Below are 24,691 nucleotides of genomic sequence, written 5' to 3' on the forward strand. Positions count from 1 at the left end.
AATAAGGTGCATATAACATTTATATATCATATGAAGCACTTAAAACCAACATAACGAATTAATTGGCGCAGAATCACGCGTATTGTAACATCAACAGGTTTTAATTTAGAGCTGTATGATCTTAACAGTCCTAGATTTCTAGAGTCAGAGTCAAGATTCATATTAATTTAGCTTAATTCATACCGGTTTAAGTTAATTTACAGCCGGTCCAGCTTAATTCATAAATGTGTTATACTTAACCCATTATTGGTTAAGCTTATTATAATTGGTTCAGCTTAATAATTTGGAGAATCCCCTTGAATGGCACAAGCATTGTACTAAGTATTTTTTTACTGTACTGGTTCGCAGTTTCTGTTCTTGACAGGAAAGGCATTCTGGAGAAGTATAACATAAGCACATTCGGACCTCTTCCCATCCTTATGATCAGGACAACTAAGGGTCTTAAATTACTGGATGTACTTGCCCGTCCGAAGTTTTACTGGAGAAACTTTGCAAACCTTGGAATCTTATTGATGTTTGCAGGCATGATTGCAATGTTCTTAGTCATAGCCCTCTCGGACATTGCACTGTATACTTCATTCCTTAACAAAAACGTACCGGAACCGGGAAAATATAATTCTTTGAGAAATATCTTTCTTATTCCGGGAGTAAACGAATTCATTCCTTTGACTTGGGGAGTTATTGCCCTTATAGTCACGCTTGTCGTGCATGAATTTTCCCATGCAATTCTTTGCAGAGTTGAAAACATCAGAGTCAAATCAATGGGCATCCTATATGCTCTAGTTCCAATTGGTGGTTTTGCGGAGCCTGATGATGAACAGCTTTTCGGGCCGAAAGAGAAAACAGAAAGAGAACTTCCTCTGACAGCCACGATCGAGGAAATCGAGGAATGGGAAAAGGAAGAAAAACTAAGGCTAGAAAATGAAGAAGCAAGGCCTGAGGAATCAAAATCCGATCCTGTAGTAGGTGCAACAAGAACTCAAAGAGCCCGGATTCTTGCGGCAGGCGTTATGGCCAATTTCAGTGTAGCTTTTATCGCTCTCCTGCTCTTCTTCGGACCTGTACTCGGGGCAATCGCGCCCTTAAGTGACGCCATGATCTTAAGTGTAAATGAAAGTTCTCCGGCTTACCACGCAGGGCTTGAGAAAGGTATGATAATAACTCAGATTAATGATACGAATATCACAACAGCCGTAGATATGCAAACATACCTTGAAAAAACCCAGCCCGGAGATACTATTCGCGTTCACGCCGTGAAAAACGATACATCCTCCGTGCATGATTTACAGGTTACCTCAGCACCTAAGGATTATATTGGCGGAGTGCTCGTAGGAGGTGTTGTTTCGGGAAGTCCTGCAGAAGCTGCAGGGATCGAAACCGGAATGACCATGATAAGGATCAACAATACGGAAATGAAAAACATTTCAAGTTTTGTTAGCTTCATGGAAACCACCAAGGCAAACCAGACTGTAGAAGTAGAACTGCTCCCTTCTGAAAACTACACAGGAAACCTTACTGAAAAAGGAACTGTTGTTTTCGATGTGCAACTGTCATCTAATTCTCAGGAAAATGACCGTGGTTTCCTTGGAGTTATTTATGAGAATAGGGGAGTTATGGAATTTCCGATGCTTGGAATCTCAGTATGGATGCCTCAGGCAAAATTGTATCTTGAAGCCCTGAAACAAATCCCATCCTTATTGACCATGCCTGCAGGCTGGATCATTCTCTTCGGACTTCCTATTTACGGATTTGCAGGTGAGGGATTCCGAGGCTTTTCAGGTACTATAATGCAGTTTTATCAGCCCGTGGGCTGGGCAGAACCCTTGGGAATAGGGATTTTCTGGATTGCAAATACCCTGCTCTGGATTGGCTGGCTGAACTTTTATGTCGGACTGTTTAACTGTTTGCCTGCCGTGCCCCTTGACGGAGGGCATGTATTTAAGGACTATACCTATTCCCTTGTATACAGACTTACAAGGAATGATTCGATCTCGGAAAAGGTCTCAAACTCTATTACAGCAAGCTTTTCGATGTTGATTCTGTTCTCGTTTGTCTTCATGATATTCGGGCCTTTTGTAGGGCAATGGATTTGATTGACATCGAAGCTTCAGACTGAACCCTGACCATCGCGAAAATCATAAAGGTTAGGGTTTACTTCCATTTTTCTATCTTTTGTTCAAATGGAGAGTTCAATTACCTTTTCTTTTTAGCTTTTAAGTCCATTTCTCATGTTTAATCCCGAAAACTATTCTTCAAAAATTTATATTTCATAAAATTCTTTTGCATAGTCTTTTCTATAAAACTGAGTATACGGATCTATCAGTAATAACCGTAGATTTTTCATTAATAACAACTATAAGACGCTTCAGCTTAATCTAATCAGGAAAATTCAGGCAGGACTTCAAAAATGTTCACTTTCTGGATAAAGAAAGTCGGTTTCAGAACAGGATTTCAGAAGGTGCTCCAAAAGCATCCTTATTTTGCATACAAAACAGCGGCTGTGTTTCTGTTTGTCATATATATTCTGATTTTCGAGTTTCTTATGATTTTTGAGAACCAGCCTAAAAATGCAAACCTTATTACTGCTATCTACTGGACTACAACCACCGTTGCAACGGTGGGTTATGGCGATGTCGTTTTTACTTCCATGGAAGGAAGGCTTTTTACTATAATCGTGCAAGTTTTAGGCATAATACTGATTTCGGATTTTCTTGTAACCTATGTTGTTACTCCCTGGATGGACAGGTTTATCAAGTTCAGGCTTCCAAGAAAGGTCCCCTCCAGCATGAAAGACCACATAATTATCTGCGGATACAATCAACTGGTTGAAACCTTGATAGACGAATTGACCGAGCAGGATATTCTCTTCGTAGTAGTAGAGGATGAAGATGAGCTCATCAAGGAACTTGTTTATAAAAACATTTCCTGGATTTTCGGGTCTCCGAGTGATAAGCAGACCCTTATGGGCGCAGGTATAGAGAGAGCCAAACTTCTTATTGCAAATAAATCGGATAAAAGAAATGCGAATATCGTTTTAACTGCAAGGGAATTTCAGTATATCAACATCATTGCCATCGTTGAGGACTTATCTAAATCAAGATATCTAAAATACGCAGGAGCCGATACGGTTGTATCTCCCAAATCAATGTTCGGGCAGTTCATTGGAAAAAAGGCATTGGACAGGCTTGTGAGTCGGATTACGGAGGCGACTGAAATTTTTGAAGGCATTAATATTGTCGAGTTTCCTGTTTACACAAAAAGCCCTCTTATAGGCAAGACGCTTAAGGAAATTTCCAGTCAGCAACTCACCGGTGCAAAGATTGTAGGAACTTGGACTAGCGGTACTCTGACCTTTGATCCCAAAGAAGAGGATATTGTTCGGGAGAATTCCGTTTTGCTGGCTATAGGAAGCCGTGAGGAACTTTCTAAGCTGAAAAAATTGACATACCAATTTAATATTTAAACATGAAATAAATTGGTGAAATTATCAGATTATCTGATATAATAACAAATTTATCTGTATAGACTGGTAAAAAGGCGAGATCTAAATATAAAAACTCGAAGCTGAACTTGGCGAGTGTAATTTACAGGTCTGTGATCAAAAATGGAGCCAAAAGGACATCTTATTGTACTTGGATATGGAGATGTCGGAAAGAGCATAATTGAGATACTCTCTGAAGGCCCTTTTCGCTTTGTAGTTGTGGATTCTAATGAAAAGGTTTTTGAGAATGTTGATTTCGAGCACCTGGTCGGGAACGGGACGGATGAAGACGTACTGCTTGCAGCCGGAGTAAAAACCGCTTCTATTGAATTTGTAGCTCTTAATGATGATACCAATGTTATTTTCTCAACTCTTATTTCCAGGAATATGAACCCGGAACTTACCATTGTGGCAAGGGCAAATTCCGTAAAATCCATTGACAAGATCTACAAGGCAGGAGCTAACTACGTAGGTTCTCTTTCCATAAGTGGCTGGCCAGATGCTTGCAAAAATGACTGCAAACTGCATGGGAAAAATCTGTAGTATAGATGAGGACATAATGCTTTACGAGGGAATAGAAATCGAAAAACACCATGTTGAAAGGGGCTCTCTCCTTGAAAATAGGTCAATAGAAGAGCTTGATCTCGAAGAACAAATCGGGTGTACCATAGTAGGCATTAAACGTGGAAAACTCGTCATAACCATTATTGAAAGGCAGACAATAATAAGAGCAGGAGATACTATTGCAGTCGTAGGAAGCAGCAAACAGATTTCAGAGTTTAAGGAAAGGTATATTGGCTAAATGACTCAGAGCTTATTTAAGAAATTTAAAACTTATTTAAAGGGCTTAAAACTTATTTAATGGACTTAAAAACTCATTTAATTGAAATTTTTACGAAACTGACGAAAATTCGTTAAAGGTAAAAAATGGTCTATAAATATATTTTTCTGAATCTCTAACTTGGAATAATTGATACGTTTTTGATCACAGAAAATATTTCTAATATTTTTATTGATTTGAGGTTAAAACTCATTTTGGGATAAGCTCTATTTACAAATAGTGATATGGAGCTATTTAGGATTTAGAAATTTTTAACCTACTCAATTCTGACGAATAAGTTTACCTTTTTCCTTCTCAAAGACGTTTCAATTCTGAAAATGAATCAGTCTCTCAAATCTGTTTTCAAAATTTCCTTTGGTAGTGTCTACAGCTTCGAATTAAGGACTTTACTAATTCTTACTTTTAATGGTATTATTTGAGTTTTTATCAATATCCTACTATTATTTCAAGTCTGCTATTTTCATTTATGTTCTCAATCTCTAGAAAGCTGATTATACAATCAAGTAAATGGCGGATAAGAATGTATATTTACATACTTTAATATTTAAAGTCTAATAATAGTTTATTATTATAAACAAGACCAAAAATATAGATAATTTATTTAATTTAATTAATTGTTTCTAAAAAACAAAAAGATTATTAATAATAAATGTTAATCCCTATGAAAAGAATATATTATATAAAATTTAGATAAAGGTAACAATCTCTTGTCTAAGTTTAATATTAATATTAACTTGATTCTATAAAAACGTTATATTTTAGTTTAATTGGAAATTATTAGGTTTAAAAAGAGGAATTTCTTGTGAAAACTAAAAGCTGTGTAAACAATACAAAATCTATAAAATCAAAAAGAACAAAACTTGTTCTCGGGTTGCTGTCTGCGTTTTTTTTGCTTGGTCTCTTTATTTCTCCGGCAGCAGCTAAGACTGACTGGAAGATTTCTCCCTCTAATCCGAGTGTGGGAGATACTCTAAAAGTAAAAGGCACTGCTTCTCCGGAAGAGAAGCTCATAGCCGAAGTTTCTTTTGTAAAGGATCTACCTGTTACCGGGGGTAGGTACCAGTATTCGCTTGAAAAAATAAAGATCCCGAGAGGTAAAGATAACCTCTTTACTGTCACAGGTGAGGGAGTAGAGAACCTAAACTTAAGCGTAAAGAAATTAATCTGGATAGACTTGTCTTCTGATGCATCCGGTGGAACTGCAACCATTTCTCAGGGACATGTCCCCCCCTTAAAATATAAGATTATTATTAGTGGTGATGCTCTGAGTACCCCAGGTAAACACTCTTCTGTAAAACTTAAAGTTACGGCATCTCAGACCCTGAAAACTAATCAAAAAGGGAAATTTAATTTCAATTACCCCACTTCTGGATTGCCAGCAGGCAAGTATACTGTAAAGATCGGGAATTCAGAAAAAACAATCGAGCTGAAACCTTAAAAGAATGCTTCTGACTTCCCTGCAGTCCTACCTCAGGAAAAGCACAATTGAAAGTCGCGTTTACTGAGATCAGCAGAGGAATACCATTAAAAAGAGTAATTAAATGGTAAATGGTAATTAAACTGTAATTAAGTAGTAATTAAATCGAAAATTTAAGCAAGATAACTAGAAATAAGAGGATTTCTCCGCCCCGAGTTGCATCTCGCCTGAGTTTTGCCTCGAGACGGGAAAATCCGTTTCTTTAGTTGCATGTAATTACAGCAGTAAACAGTCCACCTCAATTCAGTCCACCTCAATTCAGTCCACCTTACTTTTTCCAAGGTTCATCTTCAGAATAATCAACCAAGTTTTTGATCGTGATAAGTAGTTCTGAAACTCTTAACAATTAAAAATAAAGCTGGTTTTGAGATCAACTATCATTTTAACTTATTTTACAAGTTTTTAATATTTTATAAATGTTTGACCTATTTCAAACGAGTTTCTACAAAATAGGTATTGCTCTCAAATACTATCGAAAATAAAAACTTTGGAGCAAATACTGAAACTTCAACTCTTTGCTTAAAACCAAGTTAACTTTTTTCGAAACTTATTTATTTTTCTGATGAAGAGTATATCACTTAAGACATATTACAATAATTACGAAATATATCTGCGTTTAAGGTGTGATTGTATGGAGAGTTTGTCTACAGGGATCGAAGGGCTGGATACGCTGATGGATGGCGGCTTCCCTAAAGGAAAAAGTATTCTTGTTACGGGTCCTCCTGGAGCCGGAAAAACTATTCTCGGGATTCACTTTCTGCACAGGAGCTGCAAGGAAGGTAAGAAATGCATATTGATTCTTACAAGAGAGCTTACGGAAGATATCCTCAGCCAATCCCGAAGCCTTAACCTTGACCTCAAGCCTTTTGTGGAGAGTGGAAAACTAAGTATTAAGAATATTTTTGAAGACAAAATGAACAAAATCAAAAGTGCTTCCAAATTCGGGAAAGGGCTCTGCGCTGTGGACACGGACATAATTGAGTATCTGAGTTCCATATCTTCGGAAGTTGATGTCATAGTTATCGACAACATAGGAGTAATGGCCATAAATCATGACATAAGAGAGTTTGCCGATGAATTCAGTTCAATCAGCATTATACTTTTAAAAAATGGGTGCACAAGCCTTTTTGTCATGGATGAGGATTCTTACGAGCTTACCCACAGGCTTACCGGCTATATGGTTTTCGGGCTTATCCGGCTCACCTCGCAGGAGAATTTCAACTCCGGAAAGACAAAAAAATATCTTTACATCGAGAAAATGCGAGATAAGGCTGTTCCGGTCAAGTATTCCCGGTTCGATATTACTCCTAAAGGAATGAGAATTATTACAGGCATGAATGATCTACAGCAGTATGAATCAACTACCTAAAATGTTAAACAAACCACTTTAGGGTTCTGGCTATTTCCTGAACCCAACATTTGCGGAAGAAACCTCTTTCAGGCCTTTAGGCAAAAAAGGAATTTTACTCTGCTTTTATTAGGAATTCACAGCAATTATTCCTGTTCCCTATAGTCTTCAGCGCCTCTACACTGAAATCAGAATCCACTTTTAAAATTATATCTGAAAAAATTTTCCGGGTCAATGTACACAAAATAGGGTTTTTCCGCGCTTCTTCTCCTTTCCATGGGCATTTTGTTCCCCTAATTATCCAAAAATTTTCTTTTTCACCCTTTTCAGAGGAAAAGTTTCCGCCCAGCTGGTTCATTATCTCAGCACAAACATTGCCTGCATAAGCGAAGTCCAATTCTCTATTCTCAAGGTGGTATATGTCAAGCAGCGTTTTTTCGACCATGCTTGTCATCTGGTTAATTATGACCTTCTTTTCCTCATTGGAAACACACCGAAGTAGAGTTGGGATGATTGCAGTAAGGATACTCTGTACCCGATTTTTTATTTCAAGACTATTACGGTCAGCCACCAGCCGATCATGCAGACATTTCACCCTGAGCAAAGATTTAACTCTTGTCTTTAGCTCAAGCCTGTTTATCGGTTTTGTAAGGAAATCATCAGCCCCGGCTTCAATCCCCTTTATTCTGTCTTCAATTTCAGAAAGAGCCGTAAGCATCAAAATCGGGATGAACTGGGTTTCAGGGTCGTTTTTGACAATTTTACAGACTTCATAACCGCTTATTTCAGGCATCATGACATCAAGCAAGATCAGATCAAGCCTTTCTTCCTTTAATTTCTGAATAACTTCCTTTCCGCTGCTGGCGGTAATAACATCATATGGCTCTACTGAAAGGTAAGCTTCTATAAGCTCTACATTCTCAGGAATATCATCGACGATCAGGATTTTAGGTTTGCCCTTTTCAATCTGCAAGGCTTCATCCCCCAGATTCACGAATTACGATTCCTTCGGATGTGATTTCAAAAACAGACATTTCAGGAGAAATTGGGGTACTACGCATTTTGGGTATACTCAGGTAGCGCTCCATTTTTCCGAGATATGAATTTTCCCTTACCAGCAGGCGGATGGACCCGTATACTGAGTATTCAGCAAGTTGGTAAGTCATATTGTGTGCGGACTCGTCCATGATTAAAAGAGCAGTACATCCTTTTTTCCTTACCAGGTAGTTAAGTGCGTCAAACTGGTCTCTAAGCTTTTTTATGGAAATCCTGAGAACAAAGGTTCCTATATTATCTATAACAAGGCATTCCGTTCCTTCACGTATTAATTCTATAAGACTCGGAATCTCGAGATCCAGGCTTTCAGGCTTGAACCCGTATCTTGTCTTTGCTATTATTTCCGAACGGCTCTCGAAGATATTTTCTATAATAAGCTGTCCGCTCTCATAGTACGGTGCAAGGTCGTGCCCTAGCAGGCTTGCCTGATAGATAATGTCTTCAGGAGTTTCCTCGGTTGCGATAATCATACATTTTCTGCCTTCAAAACAGTTTTTATGAATGAAATGAATTCCGAAGATTGTTTTCCCACTTCCTGCTATACCGGTAATAAGTGTAACTTTATTTACAGGATAACCCCCACTCAGCTTCCTGTCCAGCTCCTCTATGCCTGTTGAAACCCTTTCCATTTTTTCAAATCCTCACTCTTTCGGTATTTTCCCCTTATAGATTCCCACACTATGAATCTATATATGTTAATTTGAAGGCTTAGAACAGTCTCTAAATGACCCTGAAATTTAGAAGCTGTTTATAATTAAAGAAACGTCTATTATATTTCGTTAGATTTACAGTAATCTTTACGAAAGCTTATCTGTTATAGTTTATTATTCCAGTTTGCACTGCTAATTCTGTCCCACTTACTATATATTTTTATTCACTCTTTTGTTATCCTATTCAATTTGAACTTTCTGTACTGAATTTCCAGATGATCTTTTCCGAAGTCACGTAATTAAGTTTCAAATTTTTACTTTCTGTACTTTTCTTAGCTTTTTCTGCCATTACAGATTTTTTCAGGCTTACTTTCTACAAATTCTAGTCTTTTTTACTCATTTCTTCCTCTTGTTGTACTTCTCTACTTTTTTTACTCGTTTCTGCCTCTCTTAACCTCTTTTCAACTTTTTTAGTCTCGTCTGGCTCTTTTCTTTATTTTCTGGTTTCTATGCTACTTTCTTTTATCGTCTGTTCCCTTTAACTACTTTTCTTTACCTTCTACCTTCTTCCTAGCCTATTTCTATCGGCCTGTATTTCCTGCTGCCTTAGTTTTGAGAGAAAAGTTTAATATGGATAGCTTCTATCAATAGTGCTGCACCGAGGGCTCGTAGGGTAGCCAGGATATCCTAATGGGCTTCGAAGTAAGATACTTACGAAGACACCCATTGACTCGTGTTCGAATCGCGGCGGGCCCGTTTACTATTTTTACCTATCTATTTTGTTCTGCGAAAGCAGTGTATTTTTTCCAGACTACTCCTTTAGAGTACCTATTTAGAGTAGAATGTACTGGATACTCTCCCATATTGGGCATTTTCCCGAAGGATAACAGGCCGAATGATTACAAAAAAGATTTCTCGTACGGAATCTGGAAAATCTCAGGAATTAATAATAAATTTTCAAAATTAGATCAAACATAAAATCCTATTTTAAATTCTGATTTCAAAACCTAATATTAAGAGCTAATTTAAGACCTGAGATTAGATTTTGTAATAAAATTAGAAATATATTAAAGTCATATTAATATATGGAAATGATATATTTCTTTATGGGAAGGGGAAATCAAGTGAAGAATGATTCACTCGTAAGACAAGATTTATAAACCAACATAAAAACTGCTTTACGAAGTTATTCTTTGAAACTCTATGCCGTTATAGTTTTTCTTTAACATTTCCTGGTCAATGTGGGTTTTGTGGCATGGGTAGAAAGGAGTTTTCACTACATTCTTAGTTCTTACGAACCAGGCATCATCAAAAGGAAACTCTAAAACAGAATATGATGCAAGCATGGGGGAGCTGTTAAGGCAATATGGAAGATAAAAATAGTCCCTTAAATCTCGGTACAGTCATCTCGGTGCGTGGCAGCATCGTAGACGTATTGTTCGAGAGACACTTGCCAGCTGTATATACACTGCTACGTGCAGGAAAAGAAAGTCAAATTGCCATAGAGGTTTTGGCCCAGCTTGACACACATCGCGTTCGTGGAATTGCTCTGACCCCCACCGAAGGTCTTGCGCGAGGCATGGCAGTGGAAGATACAGGCGGACCTTTGAAAGCTCCTGTTGGTAGGGAAATCCTTTCGCGAATGTTCGATGTGTTTGGAGATACCATAGACCGCAGTAAGCCTCCATCTAATGTCCAGTGGCGTTCAATCCATCAAGCTCCGCCGCCGCTGATTCGTCGGTCCACTACTTCTGAAATATTCGAGACTGGTATCAAAGCTATAGATGTACTGGTACCGCTTGAGCGCGGAGGTAAAGCGGGTCTATTCGGAGGAGCAGGCGTTGGCAAGACAGTGTTGCTAACCGAGATGATTCACAACGTAGTCAAACAACACCAGGGAGTGAGCATATTTTGCGGAATAGGCGAGCGTTGCCGAGAAGGGGAAGAGCTTTATCGTGATATGAAAGATGCGGGTGTGCTTCCGAATACGGTTATGGTGTTCGGCCAGATGAACGAGCCACCTGGAGCCCGTTTTCGTGTAGGTCATACAGCACTGACAATGGCAGAGTACTTCAGGGATGATGAGCGCCGCGATGTACTACTGCTTATAGATAATATTTTCCGGTTTATTCAGGCTGGCTCAGAAGTTTCCGGCTTGATGGGGCAGATGCCTTCACGCCTGGGATATCAGCCGACATTAGGTACTGAATTATCTGAACTGGAAGAGCGCATATCTACTACCGATGCTGGAGCCATAATGTCAATTCAAGCAGTGTATGTGCCTGCTGACGATTTCACTGACCCTTCGGCAGTGCACACATTCTCACATCTCTCAGCATCAATTGTTCTCTCTCGCAAAAGAGCAAGTGAAGGGCTTTATCCGGCCATTGATCCTTTGCAGTCAAACTCGAAAATGGCAACACCTGGTATTATTGGCGAAAAGCATTATCGCCTTGCCCAGGAAATTCGGCAGACGCTTGCTCAATACTCAGAACTCAAGGATATTATCTCAATGCTTGGCCTAGAGCAATTATCGCCGGAGGATCGCAATGTAGTTGCTCGCGCCCGCCGCCTCGAACGTTTCCTGACGCAGCCATTTTTCACTACCGAACAGTTCACAGGCATTAAAGGCAAATCCGTAAGTCTTTCAGATGCGCTCGACGGCTGCGAACGTATCTTGCGTGACGAATTCAAAGACTACCCAGAAGGCGACCTCTATATGATTGGAACGATTGACGAAGCAATAGCCAAAAAATCAAGCCGGGACAAATCATGAATTCAGCACTCATGAATCTTACAATTCTTCTGCCTTTCCAGGTCTTTGCCGAAAAGAAAGGCGTATCACGTATAGTTGCAGAGGGACGCGAAGGCTCATTTGGACTCTTACCACACCGACTTGATTGCGTTGCGGCTTTGGAACCTGGAATTCTAACCTACGAAACCGAATCAGAGGGCGAGGTTTATGTGGCAGTCGATGAAGGTGTACTTATCAAGATTGGTCAGGATGTGCTTGTCTCGGCACGTGACGCTATTTTCGGAACAGACTTAAGCCAACTGCACGAGGCAGTAGAAAAAGAGTTTTTGACCTTAGATGAGACTGAGCAAAAAATTCGCTCAGTAATGGCAAAATTGGAAATAGGGCTTATACGTCGCTTAGCGGAGTTTCAGAATGTCTGACAGACCCTCAGAGAAACCTTTGAAGGACGAGTCTCCTCTGGCCCGTCAGGTTGGGACAAAAGCTGAACGCAAACTCAGGGCACAACGTCATGTTAACCGAACTGTCTGGCTTGGTCTAGGCATGATGGGGCTCATAGGCTGGTCTGTAGCAGTTCCAACACTAGTTGGTGCTGCACTTGGGCTCTGGTTAGATAAGCACTATCCAGCAAGTTTTTCCTGGACACTCACAATGCTGATCATCGGCCTGTTTATCGGCTGCTTGAATGCATGGCATTGGGTGACTAAGGAGCGTAGGGAAATGCAAGAAGAACAGGAGGATTACAATGAATGAAATATTGAATCTTCTCCTGGCTCTGGTAGCTGGTTTTCTGCTTGGAGCTGCTTTCTTCGGCGGGCTCTGGTGGACAGTTCAGAAGGGACTTTCATCCAGAAGGCCTGCATTCTGGTTCCTTGGCAGCCTATTGATACGGACCAGCATCGCCATATCTGGATTCTACTTTGCTTCTGACGGCCATTGGGAGAGGCTGCTAATATGCATGTTTGGGTTTTTTGTAATGCGTCAGGTAGTAGTTAGACTCACCAGACTGCCGGATGAAGATCCGAATCAACTGACAAAGGAGGCCAGTAATGCGACTTAGTCCTGATGAACTGGTTTTCTGGCAGTATGGATTTATCAAACTCAATGCCACGATTGTATACACATGGGGTCTGATGCTGGTAATGGTTGTTGGTTCAAAAATAATTACAAGCAAACTCTCCACAGGTCTGGAACGTTCTCGCTGGCAAAGTATTTTGGAAATTATTGTTACAAGCATATTAGAACAAATCGAAGACATTGGTCTGGATCAGCCGAAGAAGTATCTAGGCTTTTTAGGCACGCTTTTTCTGTTTATTGGCATGGCTAATCTTTGCATTATTATTCCAGGATATGAACCACCAACCGGATCTCTTTCAACTACGGCTGCGCTCGCATTATGTGTGTTTGTAGCAGTGCCACTTTTCGGCATAGAAGAGCAAGGAGTTGGTAACTACCTTAAGACGTACACAGAGCCGACAATCATCATGCTGCCATTTAATATTATCAGCGAATTATCTCGCACTCTGGCTCTTGCAATTCGTTTGTTTGGTAATATAATGAGCGGGTCGATGATTGTCGCCATTCTGCTGACTATTACTCCGTTCATCTTTCCAATTGTCATGACTGTTCTTGGTCTGCTCGTTGGTACGGTGCAGGCCTATATCTTCAGCGTTCTAGCCACAGTTTACATCGCAGCTGCTACACGTGAGCACAAGCACAGGCCGAAACAGGAGCAAAAGAAGGCTGATCAGGGAGTAGGTGAATGAAGCAACAATAATAGCAACAGGAGGAAACACTATGGCTTTGGACACTTATACGACTACAATTGCGGTGGCATCAATTGCTACCTCTGGCATCACGATAGCTATTGGAGTTATCGCGCCTGCAATTGGTGAAGGGCGTTCAATCGCAACAGCATTGAGTTCAATGGCACAGCAACCCGATGCTTCCGCAACAATAACCAGGACTTTATTTGTGGGATTGGCTATGATAGAGTCTTTGGCAATCTACTGTTTTGTGGTTTCCATGATTCTCATTTTCGCCAATCCGTTCTGGAACCGTGCACTTACCTGAAATAGAGAGGAAAATAAGCATGCCGCTGATCGATTGGTTCACTGTCATTGCGCAGGTGATCAACTTCCTCATCCTGGTGTGGTTGTTGAAGCGTTTTCTTTACAAGCCGATACTCAATGCAGTCGATGCACGCGAGAAGAAGGTAGCAGATGAACTTAAGAATGCGGATGCAAAAGAAGCAGAAGCACAAAAAGAGAAAGATGAGTTCAAGCATAAGAACGAGGAATTCGACCAGCAGCGCAATGACCTCTTGAATAAGGCAAAAGAAGATGCTAAAGCTGAACGTCAACGGCTTTTTGAACAGGTAAGGAATGAAGCCTCCGATTTAAGATCAAAACAACAGGAGGCATTAAGGAACGAAGAACAGCTTTTAAGTCAGGAAATAGGTCGCCGAACCCAGCAGGAAGTTTTCAACATAGCGCAAAAAGTACTAACCGATCTGGCTGGAACCAGTTTGGAAGAACGCGCAGTTGACGTATTTGCTCAAAATCTGCACAATCTGAAGGATAACGAAAAGAAGCAGTTAGCCTCAGCGCTTAGTGCATCATCAAGTCAGGCGCTCATTCGTACTGCGTTTGATCTTCCACAAGCACAGCGTGATTCGATTCAAAAGGCGATTAAAGAAACTCTTGGTATAGAAACTCAATCCAGGTTTGAGACTGCACCAGACCTTGTCAGTGGTATTGAATTAATCGCAGACGGGCAAAAAGTGGCGTGGAGTATTGCAGATTATCTTACATCGCTGCAAAAAAGTATCGATGATCTTCTGAAAGAGCAGTCTATGAGTGAAGTCAAAACCGAACCTCAAACCAAAAATAACAAACCCAGGTCGGAAAATGAACCAGAGACTGAACAAAAGCCTGAAGCTGAGACTAATAAATCCAAATCGAAAACTGATTCAGAAGTCGAAACCAAACCTGAAACTGACTATAATAAGCCCAAATCGAGAAAAGAGCTAGAGGCTGAACAGGAACCTGATGCAGAACAAAAACCTGCAGCAGAGCGAGAATCTGCTAAACAGCAATCTGGAACTAAGTCCGAATCTGTGGCCAAGCAGAAGACAAATTCCAAAACAGAGCAAACATAAAGAGCCAGTGAATATGGAACCTAAAAGTCTTAAGGATGTTTTCGATAAAGTTTTCACCGAAATACATCAGGTCAGAGAATCAGTAACCCCGACGCTCACTCCTAAGGAAGTGGGCAGAATTTTGACAGTTTCTACAGGGATTGCAAATGTTTCCGGCCTTCCTACTATAGGTTTCGATGAACTTATAAAGTTTCCAGGGGACTTGTTTGGGATCGCGTTTAATGTTGATGAAAAAGAAATAGGTACCGTTCTACTGGGCGAATACTCACATTTGCATGCTGGAGATCAAGTTGAACGCACTCAACGGGTTATGGATGTTGCTGTAGGCGAAGAATTGCTTGGACGAGTTATTGACCCTCTAGGTCGTCCACTTGATAACAAAGGGCCAATAGTTTCCAGTAAGCGTTTGCCTATAGAACGGCCCAGTCCGGCAATTATGGATCGGTCTCCTGTTACTGAGCCACTTCAGACCGGTATCAAAGTTATTGATGCGTTAATCCCAATAGGACGCGGTCAGAGAGAATTGATTTTAGGAGACCGCCAGACTGGCAAAACTGCAATTGCGATCGATACTATTCTCAACCAGCGTGATTTTAATGTCCTGTGTGTTTATTGTGCCATTGGTCAGCGTGCATCCGCAGTTGCCAGAGCAGTGGCAAACTTACAGGAAAGGGGTGCAATGGATTACACGATTGTTGTTGTAACTGAAGGTAATGACCCATCCGGGCTAATCTATATTGCTCCTTATGCTGCGACCAGCATTGCAGAGTATTTTATGGAAGCAGGTCGAGACGTGCTGATTGTTTACGACGATCTAACCAATCATGCGCGTGCATATAGAGAACTTTCTCTTTTACTTCGCCGCCCTCCAGGACGAGAAGCATACCCAGGTGATATATTCTATATTCATTCACGACTGCTGGAGAGGTCTACACACCTGCTCAAAGAACTTGGTGGCGGCTCACTTACTGCCCTTCCCATTATCGAAACCGAGGCGCAGAATATTTCCGCCTATATTCCAACTAATCTTATTTCAATCACTGATGGGCAGCTTTACCTCTCACCTTCACTTTTTGAGTTGGGTGTGCTGCCTGCAGTTGACGTTGGCAAATCCGTCTCTCGTGTAGGTGGTAAAGCACAGCTTGCTGCCTATAGAGCAGTAGCCGGAGACCTCAAGCTTGCCTATTCACAATTTGAAGAACTCGAAGCGTTTACCCGGTTCGGCGCAAGGCTAGATGAAAATACACGAAAAGTCATTGAGCATGGGAGGCGGATCCGTGCCCTACTGAAGCAGCCTCAAAATTCTCCTGTACCCGTGCCAGATCAGATTGTTATCCTTGTTGCATTGAACGCAAAACTCTTCGACAATGTGCCACTTGACAGAATGGGAGAAGCTGAAAGCTCCCTCCGCAAGGTAGTTTCAGATATTCCTGCAGATGTGCGCGATCGGTTCAAAGGCGATAAAAAATTGAGCGACAAGGATCGTGAAACTATCCTTGATATCTCCCGCAAAGCACTGGAGCCTTACCAGCCAAAATCTGAATCAGAATCTAAGCCAGAAGCTAAAACTGAGGAAAAATCTGAGTCAGAAGCCCAAGCTAAGGGTAAACCCAAGCCAGAAGCAAAAACTGAAGAAAAAGTGGAAAAATCAGAGACTCAAATTAAAGGCAAGTCCGAGCCTGAAGCTAAGGAGAAACCATGACCGAAACAACAGAAAGTCTGCGCACAAAGATCGATAGAGCAAAAGATCTTCAGTCTGTCGTCCGCACGATGAAAGCCTTAGCAGCCTCGAACATAGGGCAATACGAAAAATCAGTGAGTGCGTTATCTGACTATTATCATACAGTGGAACTGGGTTTGGGTTTATGTTTCCGGAAAATTGCACTCACGCCAGCTCCGGAAGAAGGAAAAGGGCAAAAGAATGGCCTTATCGGGGCTGTTGTTTTCGGTTCAGATCAGGGGCTTGTGGGTCAATTTAATGATATAATAACCGATTATGCGGTCAAGGAACTGGAAGCTTTGCCAGGTAAAGCTCAGGTCTGGGCTGTCGGAGAGCGCGTTTATTCACGCCTGCTGGATGAGGGCTTGCCGCCTATTGGACTTTATAATGTGCCAAATTCGGTTAAGGCCATTACTCCACTTATAGCGCAAATTCTTGTGGAAAATGAGAAACTACGCAGCCAGGACGAGGACGCCGAGCTTCATCTCTATTACAACCGCCATAAAACCAGAGTTACCTACGAGCCAGTTAGCCAGCGATTGCTGCCATTTGATGAAACCTGGCGAGATGACCTGACCAAACTTTCCTGGCCAACCAAAAACCTGCTGCCTGAGGTAATGGGCGATATCACAGAGACCTTACGAGCACTCATCAGCGAATACCTTTTTGTTTCGCTTTTTAGGGCATGCGCGGAGTCCCTTGCAAGTGAAAACTCTAGTCGATTGGCAGCGATGCAGCGAGCCGATAAAAACATTGATGAATTGCTTGATAATCTCAATGGAGAATATTACCGTGTGCGCCAGAGTGGTATTGATGAGGAACTGTTTGAAGTTGTCTCTGGCTTTGAAGCTCTGTCCAGATCTCGCAGCCCTCACCGGTGAAAAAGCAAAATGAATCCGCAAAATAAATCGGGCAATGGTCAAGACAAAATGATGGATCCGAAAAATAAGTTTTTTAAAAATAATCTTTTTTTAATAGCTCACCCGGGAAGAAACTTACAAATTAAGGGAAGATGATTGTGAAATTTCGAGAATAGTTTTTGAATTAAAAGGTTCTTAAGTCTGAATAATTTCAAGTTTTCCTGAGATATCTTGGAGTTTGTCTGGGAAATTTTAAATCTAACTGTATAGATAATTATTTATCTTCTGACTAAAATTATACACTATGAGCTGGTACGGGATAGATGCAGTAGATAGAGCTCTCTCAAGGACAAAAAAAGCTCTTTTTGAACCTTTTAATTTCTGGAAATGGGCAAAAATCGCAATTATCATTTTTCTGTTAGGCGGAGTTTCAAGTTTCGGAAGTTCGAGCAACTACAATGTAGGTTCAGAAGACTTTAAAAATAATTTTCCTATTATTGAACCTGGCCAGATGCCTGATCTTCCTTTTGGCACACATGATACTGCTTTCAGTTATATTTATCCGGAACCACAACTGGCAACTTTAGTTGTGGTAATAGTTTTAATTCTTCTCCTGGCCTTGATTTTTTCGTACGTTTCCAGTGTTATGGAATTTGTTTTTGTAGAATCGCTTATAAGAAATGAAGTGAAATTCTGGGCCTATTCGCGAAGGTTTCTGAAAAAAGGATTCAATCTACTGCTGGTGCGTTTAGCTATCGGACTGACACTTCTAGCGCTCCTCGGAATAGCTGCTCTTCCTTTTGCTCCAAGGATTGTCGAAAGTCCTGCGGACTTTGCGTGGCCTGTCCTGCTTGGAGGATTTTTCTGGATTGTCGGTGTAATTATTGTGTTAATTCTGCTCGCAGTTGCAATAAATTCCCTATTAAGTCTTGCAATTCCACTTTCAATCTACCAGGATAAAGGAATCCTTTCTGCTTTTGGACTTATTTTCGCAAAGTTCAAGAAAAGCTGGCAGGAAGTTCTGGTTTATTGGCTTATCAGGTTCGTGCTTGGGATAGGAATAGCCATTCTTGCAATATTCCTTTTTGGATTGACAGCCCTGGCTTTAGGGCTGATTTTCGTTATTCTTGATGGGATTCTGTACTTCCTCTTTTCGTCCCTGGTATCGGAATTCTTTCTCTGGATACTCCTCATTCCCGTTATCGTTATTGAACTGATTTTGATCCTGGGAACGGTGTTTTTCCTTAATGTGCCACTTGCCGTTTTCCTGAAATACCACCTGTTAAGTTTCCTTGAAGCCTGGTTTAAAGATGCAGAAATTCCTTTCTTTGATATTCCTGCGCAGAGGCCTGAAACCGGAGTTGATGAGCCTGAGCCGAATCTCTGATAAAAAGAATGAAAGTTCAGACATTGAACTGAGTTTCTTCAGGATATGGAACTGAGTTTCTGAGCTAAAAGGAGTGTTTGAGATATTGGGAGAAGAGTTTGAGATACTGAGCTAATTTTCTGAACGAAAAGGGAAAGTTCAGGGCTCTGGCTTGCTTTTTCCAGATGGAAATAACTCAGAGTTCTGAACTATTATTCTGTCCGATTTTCGAATACTATAGTCACCTTCAAACTAAATTTAACAGCGAGTATCTATTTTTCCCCGATATAGAAACTGTGTTCAGAAACCCTGTTTTTTTAACTCTAATATACTGCATGGAACTAACTATATCCTGTAAATTGTCTATCCGGGGTTCATTCGGAAAAGTACGAACTGGGAGTTGAGATGATGAAGCAGGAGTTCATTGAAAAGTATTATCTAGGTAAAGAAGTTGAAATTGATATTGGAGGAAATACCACATACAGGGGAATTGCCGCCGAGTGTAATGACGGAGTCCTCAGCCTTAAATGGACTATAAAAGAAGAAGGGTATACACATATCGATATTGAGAAAATCGCTGCAATGTGGAGAACACTGAGAAGGTAACAAATTACTTCATCGAGGTTCAGGTCCAAACCCTTTTTGTACCTGTTGCTTGGAAGTTAAGTTTTCAAATTAGGGAAAAAATCTCCCTTTTTTCTCTCATTAACCTGCTCTTACTCCTTTTGATTTATTAATTCATTTCATCCACAAAATTAATTATCGATTCTTTACTGAGTTTAAATCAGTTTCTAACCAAATCTTCTCTATTTTAACTCAAATCTCTAACCACGTGGAAAAAGGCATAGAAAGCTATAATTTTGTAAAATTAACTTGTTGTTGTCAAATTTTTTGCTCAACCACAACCGTTGCGCCGGTTGATCACGCCGTTGTTCGGGGTTTTAGATTTAGCAAGATTTTTCGGTCAAGCCTTTTTTCAAAAGGGGTGTGATCATACCGATAGGGTTTGGGGATAAGATTATCAAATCAAACGTTGCCAAGGTTTTCGGTCAAGCCTTTTTTGAAAAGGGTTGTGATCAAACTTTTTTGGATAAGTTTGCATTATAACAAAGCTTAAATCAAGTACAGCAATTACTGAATAAATTGATTGACGTGCGGAAGATCCGTTTACTTGAGGATGGGCAAAGATGTACTTTCCCGAATACGGATATTGTGTTCGTTAAATACTTATTTGAAGTTTAATATATAGGCAGGCCGGTAGTAAAGTTTTCAAAAGTCTACCGGTAGGAATTAATTACTTATCAGAATTTACTACTGGTCGAAACTCATCACAAATACTTTCGAACAGCTGCAGGATAGAACCTGCACTGATCCACATTCACTTTAGCTAATCCTTCTTCAGGGAGACCCCTATATGATAAAAGAAATCACTGCCAAGTATAACGCAGAACAAATTGAAAAAAAGGTAACGCAGCTCTGGGAAGATAGCGATGCTTATCGAAAAACCCGAGAGCACCGCAAGACCGGAAAAAGACTTTTTTTTGTTGACGGCCCCCCGTATACGACCGGACATATTCACTTGGGGACTGCCTGGAATAAAGTAATTAAAGATTCCATTCTCCGCTATTACTCCATGAATAACCGTAATATTCTCGAGCGCCCAGGCTGGGATATGCACGGCCTGCCAATTGAAGTCAAAGTCGAAGGCGTGCTCGGATTCAAATCTAAAAAGGACATTGAGAGCTTCGGGGTAGAGAATTTTATTGAAAAATGTAAAGAATTTGCCATCAACCAGAAACAGGCAATGACCGAGCAGTTCCAGAGGCTTGGGGTCTGGCTGCAGTGGGACGACCCTTACATGACCTTAAAAGACGATTACATCGAAGCTGCCTGGTGGACTCTCAAGCAAGCCAGTGAAAAAGACCTTCTGGATGTTGGCAAGCGCTCAGTCAACTGGTGCCCGCGCTGTGAGACTGCGATTGCAGACTCCGAGGTTGAATATGCCGAGAGAACCGACCCATCAATCTATGTGAAGTTTAAGGTCAAAGGCGAGGAAAACACCTTCATAGTTATCTGGACAACGACCCCCTGGACAATTCCTGCAAACGTGGCTGTAGCCGTACATCCAAGTTTCGAGTACTCTAAATTCAGGGCAATCAGGCAGAATGGCTCGGAAGAAATTTTAATTGCAGCCTCTGATCTGATAGAGAATGTCCTTAAACAGGGCAGGTATGTTGACTATGAAGTGCTTGAAACAATGCTTGGGGAAGATCTCACAAAGCTTGAGTACGAAAGCCCTGTTGGGGATCTCGTGCCTGTGCAGAACGAGATAAAGCATGGCGTTTATCTTGCTGATTACGTAACTGCAGAAAATACAGGCTGTGTACATATTGCCCCAGGGCACGGTATGGATGACTTTAACGTTGGCGTGAAGTATAAGCTTCCGATCCTCTGTCCCGTGGGTCCGAATGGTTCCTATACCGAGGAAGCCGGGGAATACGCGGGCAAAAACGTCAGGGAAGCAAACCCGATTGTAATTAAAGATCTCAGGGAACGTGACAGGTTGCTTGCAGAAGGGACTGTCACGCACAGATACGGGCATTGCTGGCGCTGTAAGACTCCTATAATCTACCTAGCAACCGAACAATGGTTCCTCAAGGTTACAGAGATAAAGGACAAAATGCTTGAGGCGATTGATGCCGTAGATTGGTACCCTGACTGGGCAGGTTCAGCCAGATTCAGAACCTGGGTTGAAGGCGCTCGGGACTGGTGTATCTCCAGGCAGCGCTACTGGGGAATCCCGATTCCGGTCTGGAAGTGCAAGAAATGCGGAAAGCTTGAGGTAATAGGAACCAAAGCCGAACTGCTGGAAAAATCCGGAGCAGGCAGCGATGTTGAACTTCACCGTCCTTACGTGGATAAAATAACTATTCCCTGTGAGTGCGGAGGAGAGAAAAAGCGTGTTGAAGACGTTTTCGATGTCTGGTTTGATTCGGCTGTCGCTTCCTGGGCTACCCTGAAGTTCCCGCAGACTAGGGAGGAGTTCGATAAATGGTGGCCTGCGGACTTTATCACTGAGGGGCATGACCAAACCCGTGGCTGGTTCTATTCTCAACTCGGAGCAAGCATGGTGAGCTTCGGACGGGCTCCGTACAAGAGTGTACTCATGCACGGTTTTACGCTTGACGCAGGCGGAAAGAAGATGTCCAAGAGCCTTGGGAACGTAATTTCTCCAATTGATGTAATCGATAAATATGGTGCTGACACCCTGCGTGCCTATGTGCTTTCATCAAGCGCACCCTGGGATGACCTTAAGTTCAACCAGGAAGAAGTGGAAACCGTTAACCGTTCAATAAATATCCTCTGGAATGTCTTCAGGTTCCCGCTTCCTTATATGGCGCTCGATAATTTTGATCCGCTGAAGGTTAGCCTTGATTCCGTAAAAGACGCGCTCAGGGAAGAGGACAAGTGGATTCTCTCAAGAGCTCAATCCGTTGTTAAAGCTGTAGACGAAGCAATGAGCGGGTATTTCCTGCATAAGGCTGTGCGTGAGATTCTGGAATTCACGCTTGAAGACCTATCTCGTTGGTATATCCAGCTTATTCGTCCAAGAACTTGGACCGAAGCTGATGACCCTGACAAGCTTGCAGCTTACTGCGTGCTTTATGAAGTCTACGCAACCCTTACAAAACTGATCTCTCCTTTCATGCCCTACCTGGCTGAAGAGATGTATCAGAACCTGATACGGAACGTAGATCCGAATGCACTGGAATCGGTTCATATGTGCGACTGGCCGAAGGTCAATGAAGACTATCTTGATCCTGAGCTCGAAGCTGCCATGAAGACTGCACGTTCTATTGTGGAAGCCGCCTCAAACGCCCGCCAGAAAGCAGGAAGAAAACTCAGGTGGCCTGTTTCCCGAATAATTGTTTCCCCTGAAAGTGAGGACGCAGCAAAGGCTGTTAAGAGATTGCGCTCAGTTCTTATGGACCAGACAAATTCCAAGGCAATTGTCCTGACAGGTGTTGCTGAGAGCTGGGATGAGCTCGGGCTTGAAGTAATCCCTGATCCGAGCAAAATAGGTCCTGTTTTCAAGAAGGATGCAGGAAAAATCATCCCTGCCCTGCAGAAGGTTGACGGTCTTGCTTTGAAAAAGGCCTTTGCCGAGAATGGTGAGTTTGAGCTCTCCCTTGCAGACGGAACAATGGTTACAGTAACTCCGGGCATGGCAAATTTCAAAGAAACCCTTCCAGGAGGGACAGCAAGTGCAGAGTCCGATGCCGGCCTTGTTTATGTAGATGCAAACCTGACTCCCGAGCTGGAAGCTGAAGGGTATGCAAGGGAAGTAATTCGCAGACTTCAGGACATGCGGAAGGAACTTGACCTAGTAGTGGATGAAAACATCCGTGCTTCCGTTTGGATCGAAGACGATAGAGTCCTGAAGCTCGTTGAAACCCTCAAGGATCTGATTGCAGAGGAGGTAAGAGCCGAGATATTTGATCTTGGTAGTGATCTTGAGGTTTCCGGAGCCCTTGTAAAGGATTGGGATGTCGAAGGCATTGCCATGAAAATGGGAATTGCAAAGAAGTAATCTCTTAAAAAGAAGTAAAACAAAGAAATTTAGAACTCAAATTGCAAAACGGAAAGGAAACTGATTTATATGGATTTTGCTACCTGGGAGCCGATTTACGAACGAATCCTTGAGGATTTTGGGTTTGACCGAGAAGGTGATGAAAAGGCAGCTCTATTCCTTTCCCGCATGCTGACAGAGGAAAACACTGCCAGTCTGTCCAAACTTAGAGCCTTAATTTCCGGAAAGCCTGTTCTTGTGTGCGGAAACGCTCCCCGACTCAGAGACGACCTTTCGGAAATCAATTTTTTGGATTTTACGGTAATTGCAGCCGATGGAGCAGCCGCAGTTCTCATGGATGTGGGCATAATACCTGAAGTCATCTGTACCGACCTTGATGGCAACTCTGAAGCTGATATTGAAAAAGAAATTCTAGCCTGCGAGATGGGTTCAATAGTCCTTATTCACGCGCATGGGGACAATATCGATAAGCTTGAAAAATATGTGCCTCGCTTTAAACGATTTATTGCAACTACCCAGGCAAGACCTTTTGATAAGGTCTACAATTTTGGCGGCTTCAGCGATGGAGATAGATGCTTTTTTGTAGCTAGAGAATTTGGAGCTAAAAAAATTAGGCTGGTAGGTTTTGATTTTGAAGATAGCGATGTAAACCCGATTAAGAAAAAGAAATTGAAATGGGCAAAGAAATTAATAGGGATTCATGATTTTTAATAATCGAGGAATCTAAATTATTACCACACGTGTCAATATATCGATGCACTGGTTTACATTTATTCTTAATCTGAATGGAAAAACTTACCTTATTGAATAGTGATCCTTTATATAAATATTTCACTTATTATAAAAATAGCTAAATTGATGAAGTCCAAAAATAAGAAAGGTTATATAACTTTCCCAACAAAATAAACGCCTTATAAGACCTTAAATTAGATTTAACCTCGTAATAGCGCTTATATATACTATTGAGATTATCTTTTTTGCATATGCGATGAATTACAGATTATTATTCCTGATTTATTGAGAATCTTAAAAGAAGTAGAAGTTGTAGAATAAATATAGAAGTAAGCTTTTTTATTGATAGAGAGTTTACTCAGTTTTTCAAAGGTTATTAATATTAAGAAATAGTTATTCTAAATCTTTTATATAATTTGCAATTATATGTTAATTCATACTCTCATGGCAGTCGAATCGTTTCTCGCCATAAGAAAATAAGTAATTTGAATAATTTCTAAAAAAGTTCCCATGAGAGTATGCTTCGGGAGTGGATAAGGGGTTTGATTAGAGTGATAGTTCTTAGCTCTCTAATCTTAGGAAATCCACTTTCTACGATATCTGAACTAAACAGAATAATAAGCAAAATCACGGAGGTAAATATAATGTGGTGGA

Annotated in this window: 21 protein-coding genes and 1 tRNA gene; 20 read left to right on the top strand and 2 right to left on the bottom strand. The window is 41.2% G+C overall.

Annotated elements, in window-relative coordinates:
* Nucleotides 1-296 precede the first annotated feature (296 nt).
* The 6 genes from BP861_RS06090 (at nt 297) to BP861_RS06115 (ending at nt 7,168) form a co-directional block, all read left to right on the top strand.
* A complete protein-coding gene (locus BP861_RS06090) occupies nt 297-2,093 on the top strand; it encodes a site-2 protease family protein (protein WP_292373548.1) in 1,797 nt (598 codons plus the stop codon).
* A 314-nt stretch (nt 2,094-2,407) separates the two neighbouring features.
* Nucleotides 2,408-3,463 carry a potassium channel family protein gene (locus tag BP861_RS06095; protein WP_292373549.1) on the top strand — a complete coding sequence of 352 codons (1,056 nt, stop codon included), beginning with the start codon at nt 2,408-2,410 and terminating at the stop codon, nt 3,461-3,463.
* Nucleotides 3,464-3,604: 141 nt separating this feature from the next.
* Complete coding sequence (locus BP861_RS06100; protein ID WP_292373551.1) at nt 3,605-4,024, top strand: NAD(P)-binding protein; 420 nt, start codon at nt 3,605-3,607, stop codon at nt 4,022-4,024.
* Entirely contained in the window at nt 4,008-4,283 is a 276-nt protein-coding gene (locus tag BP861_RS06105) for a cation:proton antiporter regulatory subunit (RefSeq protein ID WP_292373553.1), read from the top strand. Before BP861_RS06100 ends, BP861_RS06105 begins: the two co-directional genes overlap by 17 nt.
* Before the next feature lie 841 nt (nt 4,284-5,124).
* Nucleotides 5,125-5,760, top strand: coding sequence for a hypothetical protein (locus tag BP861_RS06110; RefSeq protein WP_292373554.1), 636 nt, complete (start codon nt 5,125-5,127; stop codon nt 5,758-5,760).
* A gap of 670 nt (nt 5,761-6,430) precedes the next feature.
* Nucleotides 6,431-7,168: an RAD55 family ATPase gene (locus BP861_RS06115; protein WP_292373557.1), complete on the top strand. Its 738-nt coding sequence runs from the start codon at nt 6,431-6,433 to the stop codon at nt 7,166-7,168.
* A gap of 94 nt (nt 7,169-7,262) precedes the next feature.
* Here BP861_RS06115 and BP861_RS06120 read toward each other — a convergent pair whose 3' ends face one another.
* On the bottom strand, nt 7,263-8,120 hold the full coding sequence (locus BP861_RS06120; RefSeq protein WP_292373558.1) for a methanogen output domain 1-containing protein: 858 nt from the start codon (nt 8,118-8,120) through the stop codon (nt 7,263-7,265).
* 4 nt (nt 8,121-8,124) lie between these two features.
* Nucleotides 8,125-8,832 (bottom strand): ATPase domain-containing protein, encoded by a 708-nt coding sequence (locus BP861_RS06125; protein ID WP_292373559.1) that lies wholly within the window; start codon nt 8,830-8,832, stop codon nt 8,125-8,127.
* Between the two features lie 683 nt (nt 8,833-9,515).
* Between BP861_RS06125 and BP861_RS06130 the strand changes: the two genes are divergently transcribed.
* The 14 genes from BP861_RS06130 to BP861_RS06195 all read left to right on the top strand — a co-directional run bounded on the left by BP861_RS06130 (nt 9,516) and on the right by BP861_RS06195 (nt 24,016).
* Nucleotides 9,516-9,609, top strand: a tRNA-Arg gene (locus BP861_RS06130).
* A 610-nt stretch (nt 9,610-10,219) separates the two neighbouring features.
* Complete coding sequence (gene atpD / locus BP861_RS06135) at nt 10,220-11,629, top strand: F0F1 ATP synthase subunit beta (protein ID WP_292373560.1); 1,410 nt, start codon at nt 10,220-10,222, stop codon at nt 11,627-11,629.
* Nucleotides 11,626-12,030 carry a F0F1 ATP synthase subunit epsilon gene (locus BP861_RS06140; protein ID WP_292373561.1) on the top strand — a complete coding sequence of 135 codons (405 nt, stop codon included), beginning with the start codon at nt 11,626-11,628 and terminating at the stop codon, nt 12,028-12,030. The genes atpD and BP861_RS06140 overlap by 4 nt, the downstream gene beginning before the upstream one ends.
* Nucleotides 12,023-12,361, top strand: coding sequence for an AtpZ/AtpI family protein (locus BP861_RS06145; protein ID WP_292373562.1), 339 nt, complete (start codon nt 12,023-12,025; stop codon nt 12,359-12,361). The genes BP861_RS06140 and BP861_RS06145 overlap by 8 nt, the downstream gene beginning before the upstream one ends.
* Nucleotides 12,354-12,668 carry an ATP synthase subunit I gene (locus BP861_RS06150; protein WP_292373564.1) on the top strand — a complete coding sequence of 105 codons (315 nt, stop codon included), beginning with the start codon at nt 12,354-12,356 and terminating at the stop codon, nt 12,666-12,668. Before BP861_RS06145 ends, BP861_RS06150 begins: the two co-directional genes overlap by 8 nt.
* Nucleotides 12,658-13,374: a F0F1 ATP synthase subunit A gene (locus BP861_RS06155; protein ID WP_292373566.1), complete on the top strand. Its 717-nt coding sequence runs from the start codon at nt 12,658-12,660 to the stop codon at nt 13,372-13,374. Before BP861_RS06150 ends, BP861_RS06155 begins: the two co-directional genes overlap by 11 nt.
* A 31-nt stretch (nt 13,375-13,405) precedes the next feature.
* The gene (locus BP861_RS06160; protein WP_292373568.1) at nt 13,406-13,681 is read left to right on the top strand and encodes a F0F1 ATP synthase subunit C; all 276 of its coding nucleotides are present in this window, start codon (nt 13,406-13,408) and stop codon (nt 13,679-13,681) included.
* Between the two features lie 19 nt (nt 13,682-13,700).
* Nucleotides 13,701-14,768 carry a F0F1 ATP synthase subunit B gene (locus BP861_RS06165; protein WP_292373570.1) on the top strand — a complete coding sequence of 356 codons (1,068 nt, stop codon included), beginning with the start codon at nt 13,701-13,703 and terminating at the stop codon, nt 14,766-14,768.
* A gap of 13 nt (nt 14,769-14,781) precedes the next feature.
* Complete coding sequence (locus BP861_RS06170) at nt 14,782-16,470, top strand: alternate F1F0 ATPase, F1 subunit alpha (protein WP_292373572.1); 1,689 nt, start codon at nt 14,782-14,784, stop codon at nt 16,468-16,470.
* Entirely contained in the window at nt 16,467-17,369 is a 903-nt protein-coding gene (locus tag BP861_RS06175; protein WP_292373574.1) for a F0F1 ATP synthase subunit gamma, read from the top strand. Before BP861_RS06170 ends, BP861_RS06175 begins: the two co-directional genes overlap by 4 nt.
* A 283-nt stretch (nt 17,370-17,652) precedes the next feature.
* The gene (locus tag BP861_RS06180; RefSeq protein ID WP_292373576.1) at nt 17,653-18,735 is read left to right on the top strand and encodes a DUF7544 domain-containing protein; all 1,083 of its coding nucleotides are present in this window, start codon (nt 17,653-17,655) and stop codon (nt 18,733-18,735) included.
* A 387-nt stretch (nt 18,736-19,122) separates the two neighbouring features.
* Nucleotides 19,123-19,320: an MM0924 family protein gene (locus tag BP861_RS06185; RefSeq protein ID WP_292373621.1), complete on the top strand. Its 198-nt coding sequence runs from the start codon at nt 19,123-19,125 to the stop codon at nt 19,318-19,320.
* An 808-nt stretch (nt 19,321-20,128) separates the two neighbouring features.
* On the top strand, nt 20,129-23,305 hold the full coding sequence (gene ileS, locus BP861_RS06190) for an isoleucine--tRNA ligase (protein ID WP_292373577.1): 3,177 nt from the start codon (nt 20,129-20,131) through the stop codon (nt 23,303-23,305).
* Nucleotides 23,306-23,374: 69 nt separating this feature from the next.
* Nucleotides 23,375-24,016 (top strand): 6-hydroxymethylpterin diphosphokinase MptE-like protein, encoded by a 642-nt coding sequence (locus BP861_RS06195; RefSeq protein WP_292373578.1) that lies wholly within the window; start codon nt 23,375-23,377, stop codon nt 24,014-24,016.
* Nucleotides 24,017-24,691 lie beyond the last annotated feature (675 nt).

The organism is Methanosarcina sp. UBA411 (genome assembly GCF_002495725.1).
Lineage (GTDB): Archaea > Halobacteriota > Methanosarcinia > Methanosarcinales > Methanosarcinaceae > Methanosarcina.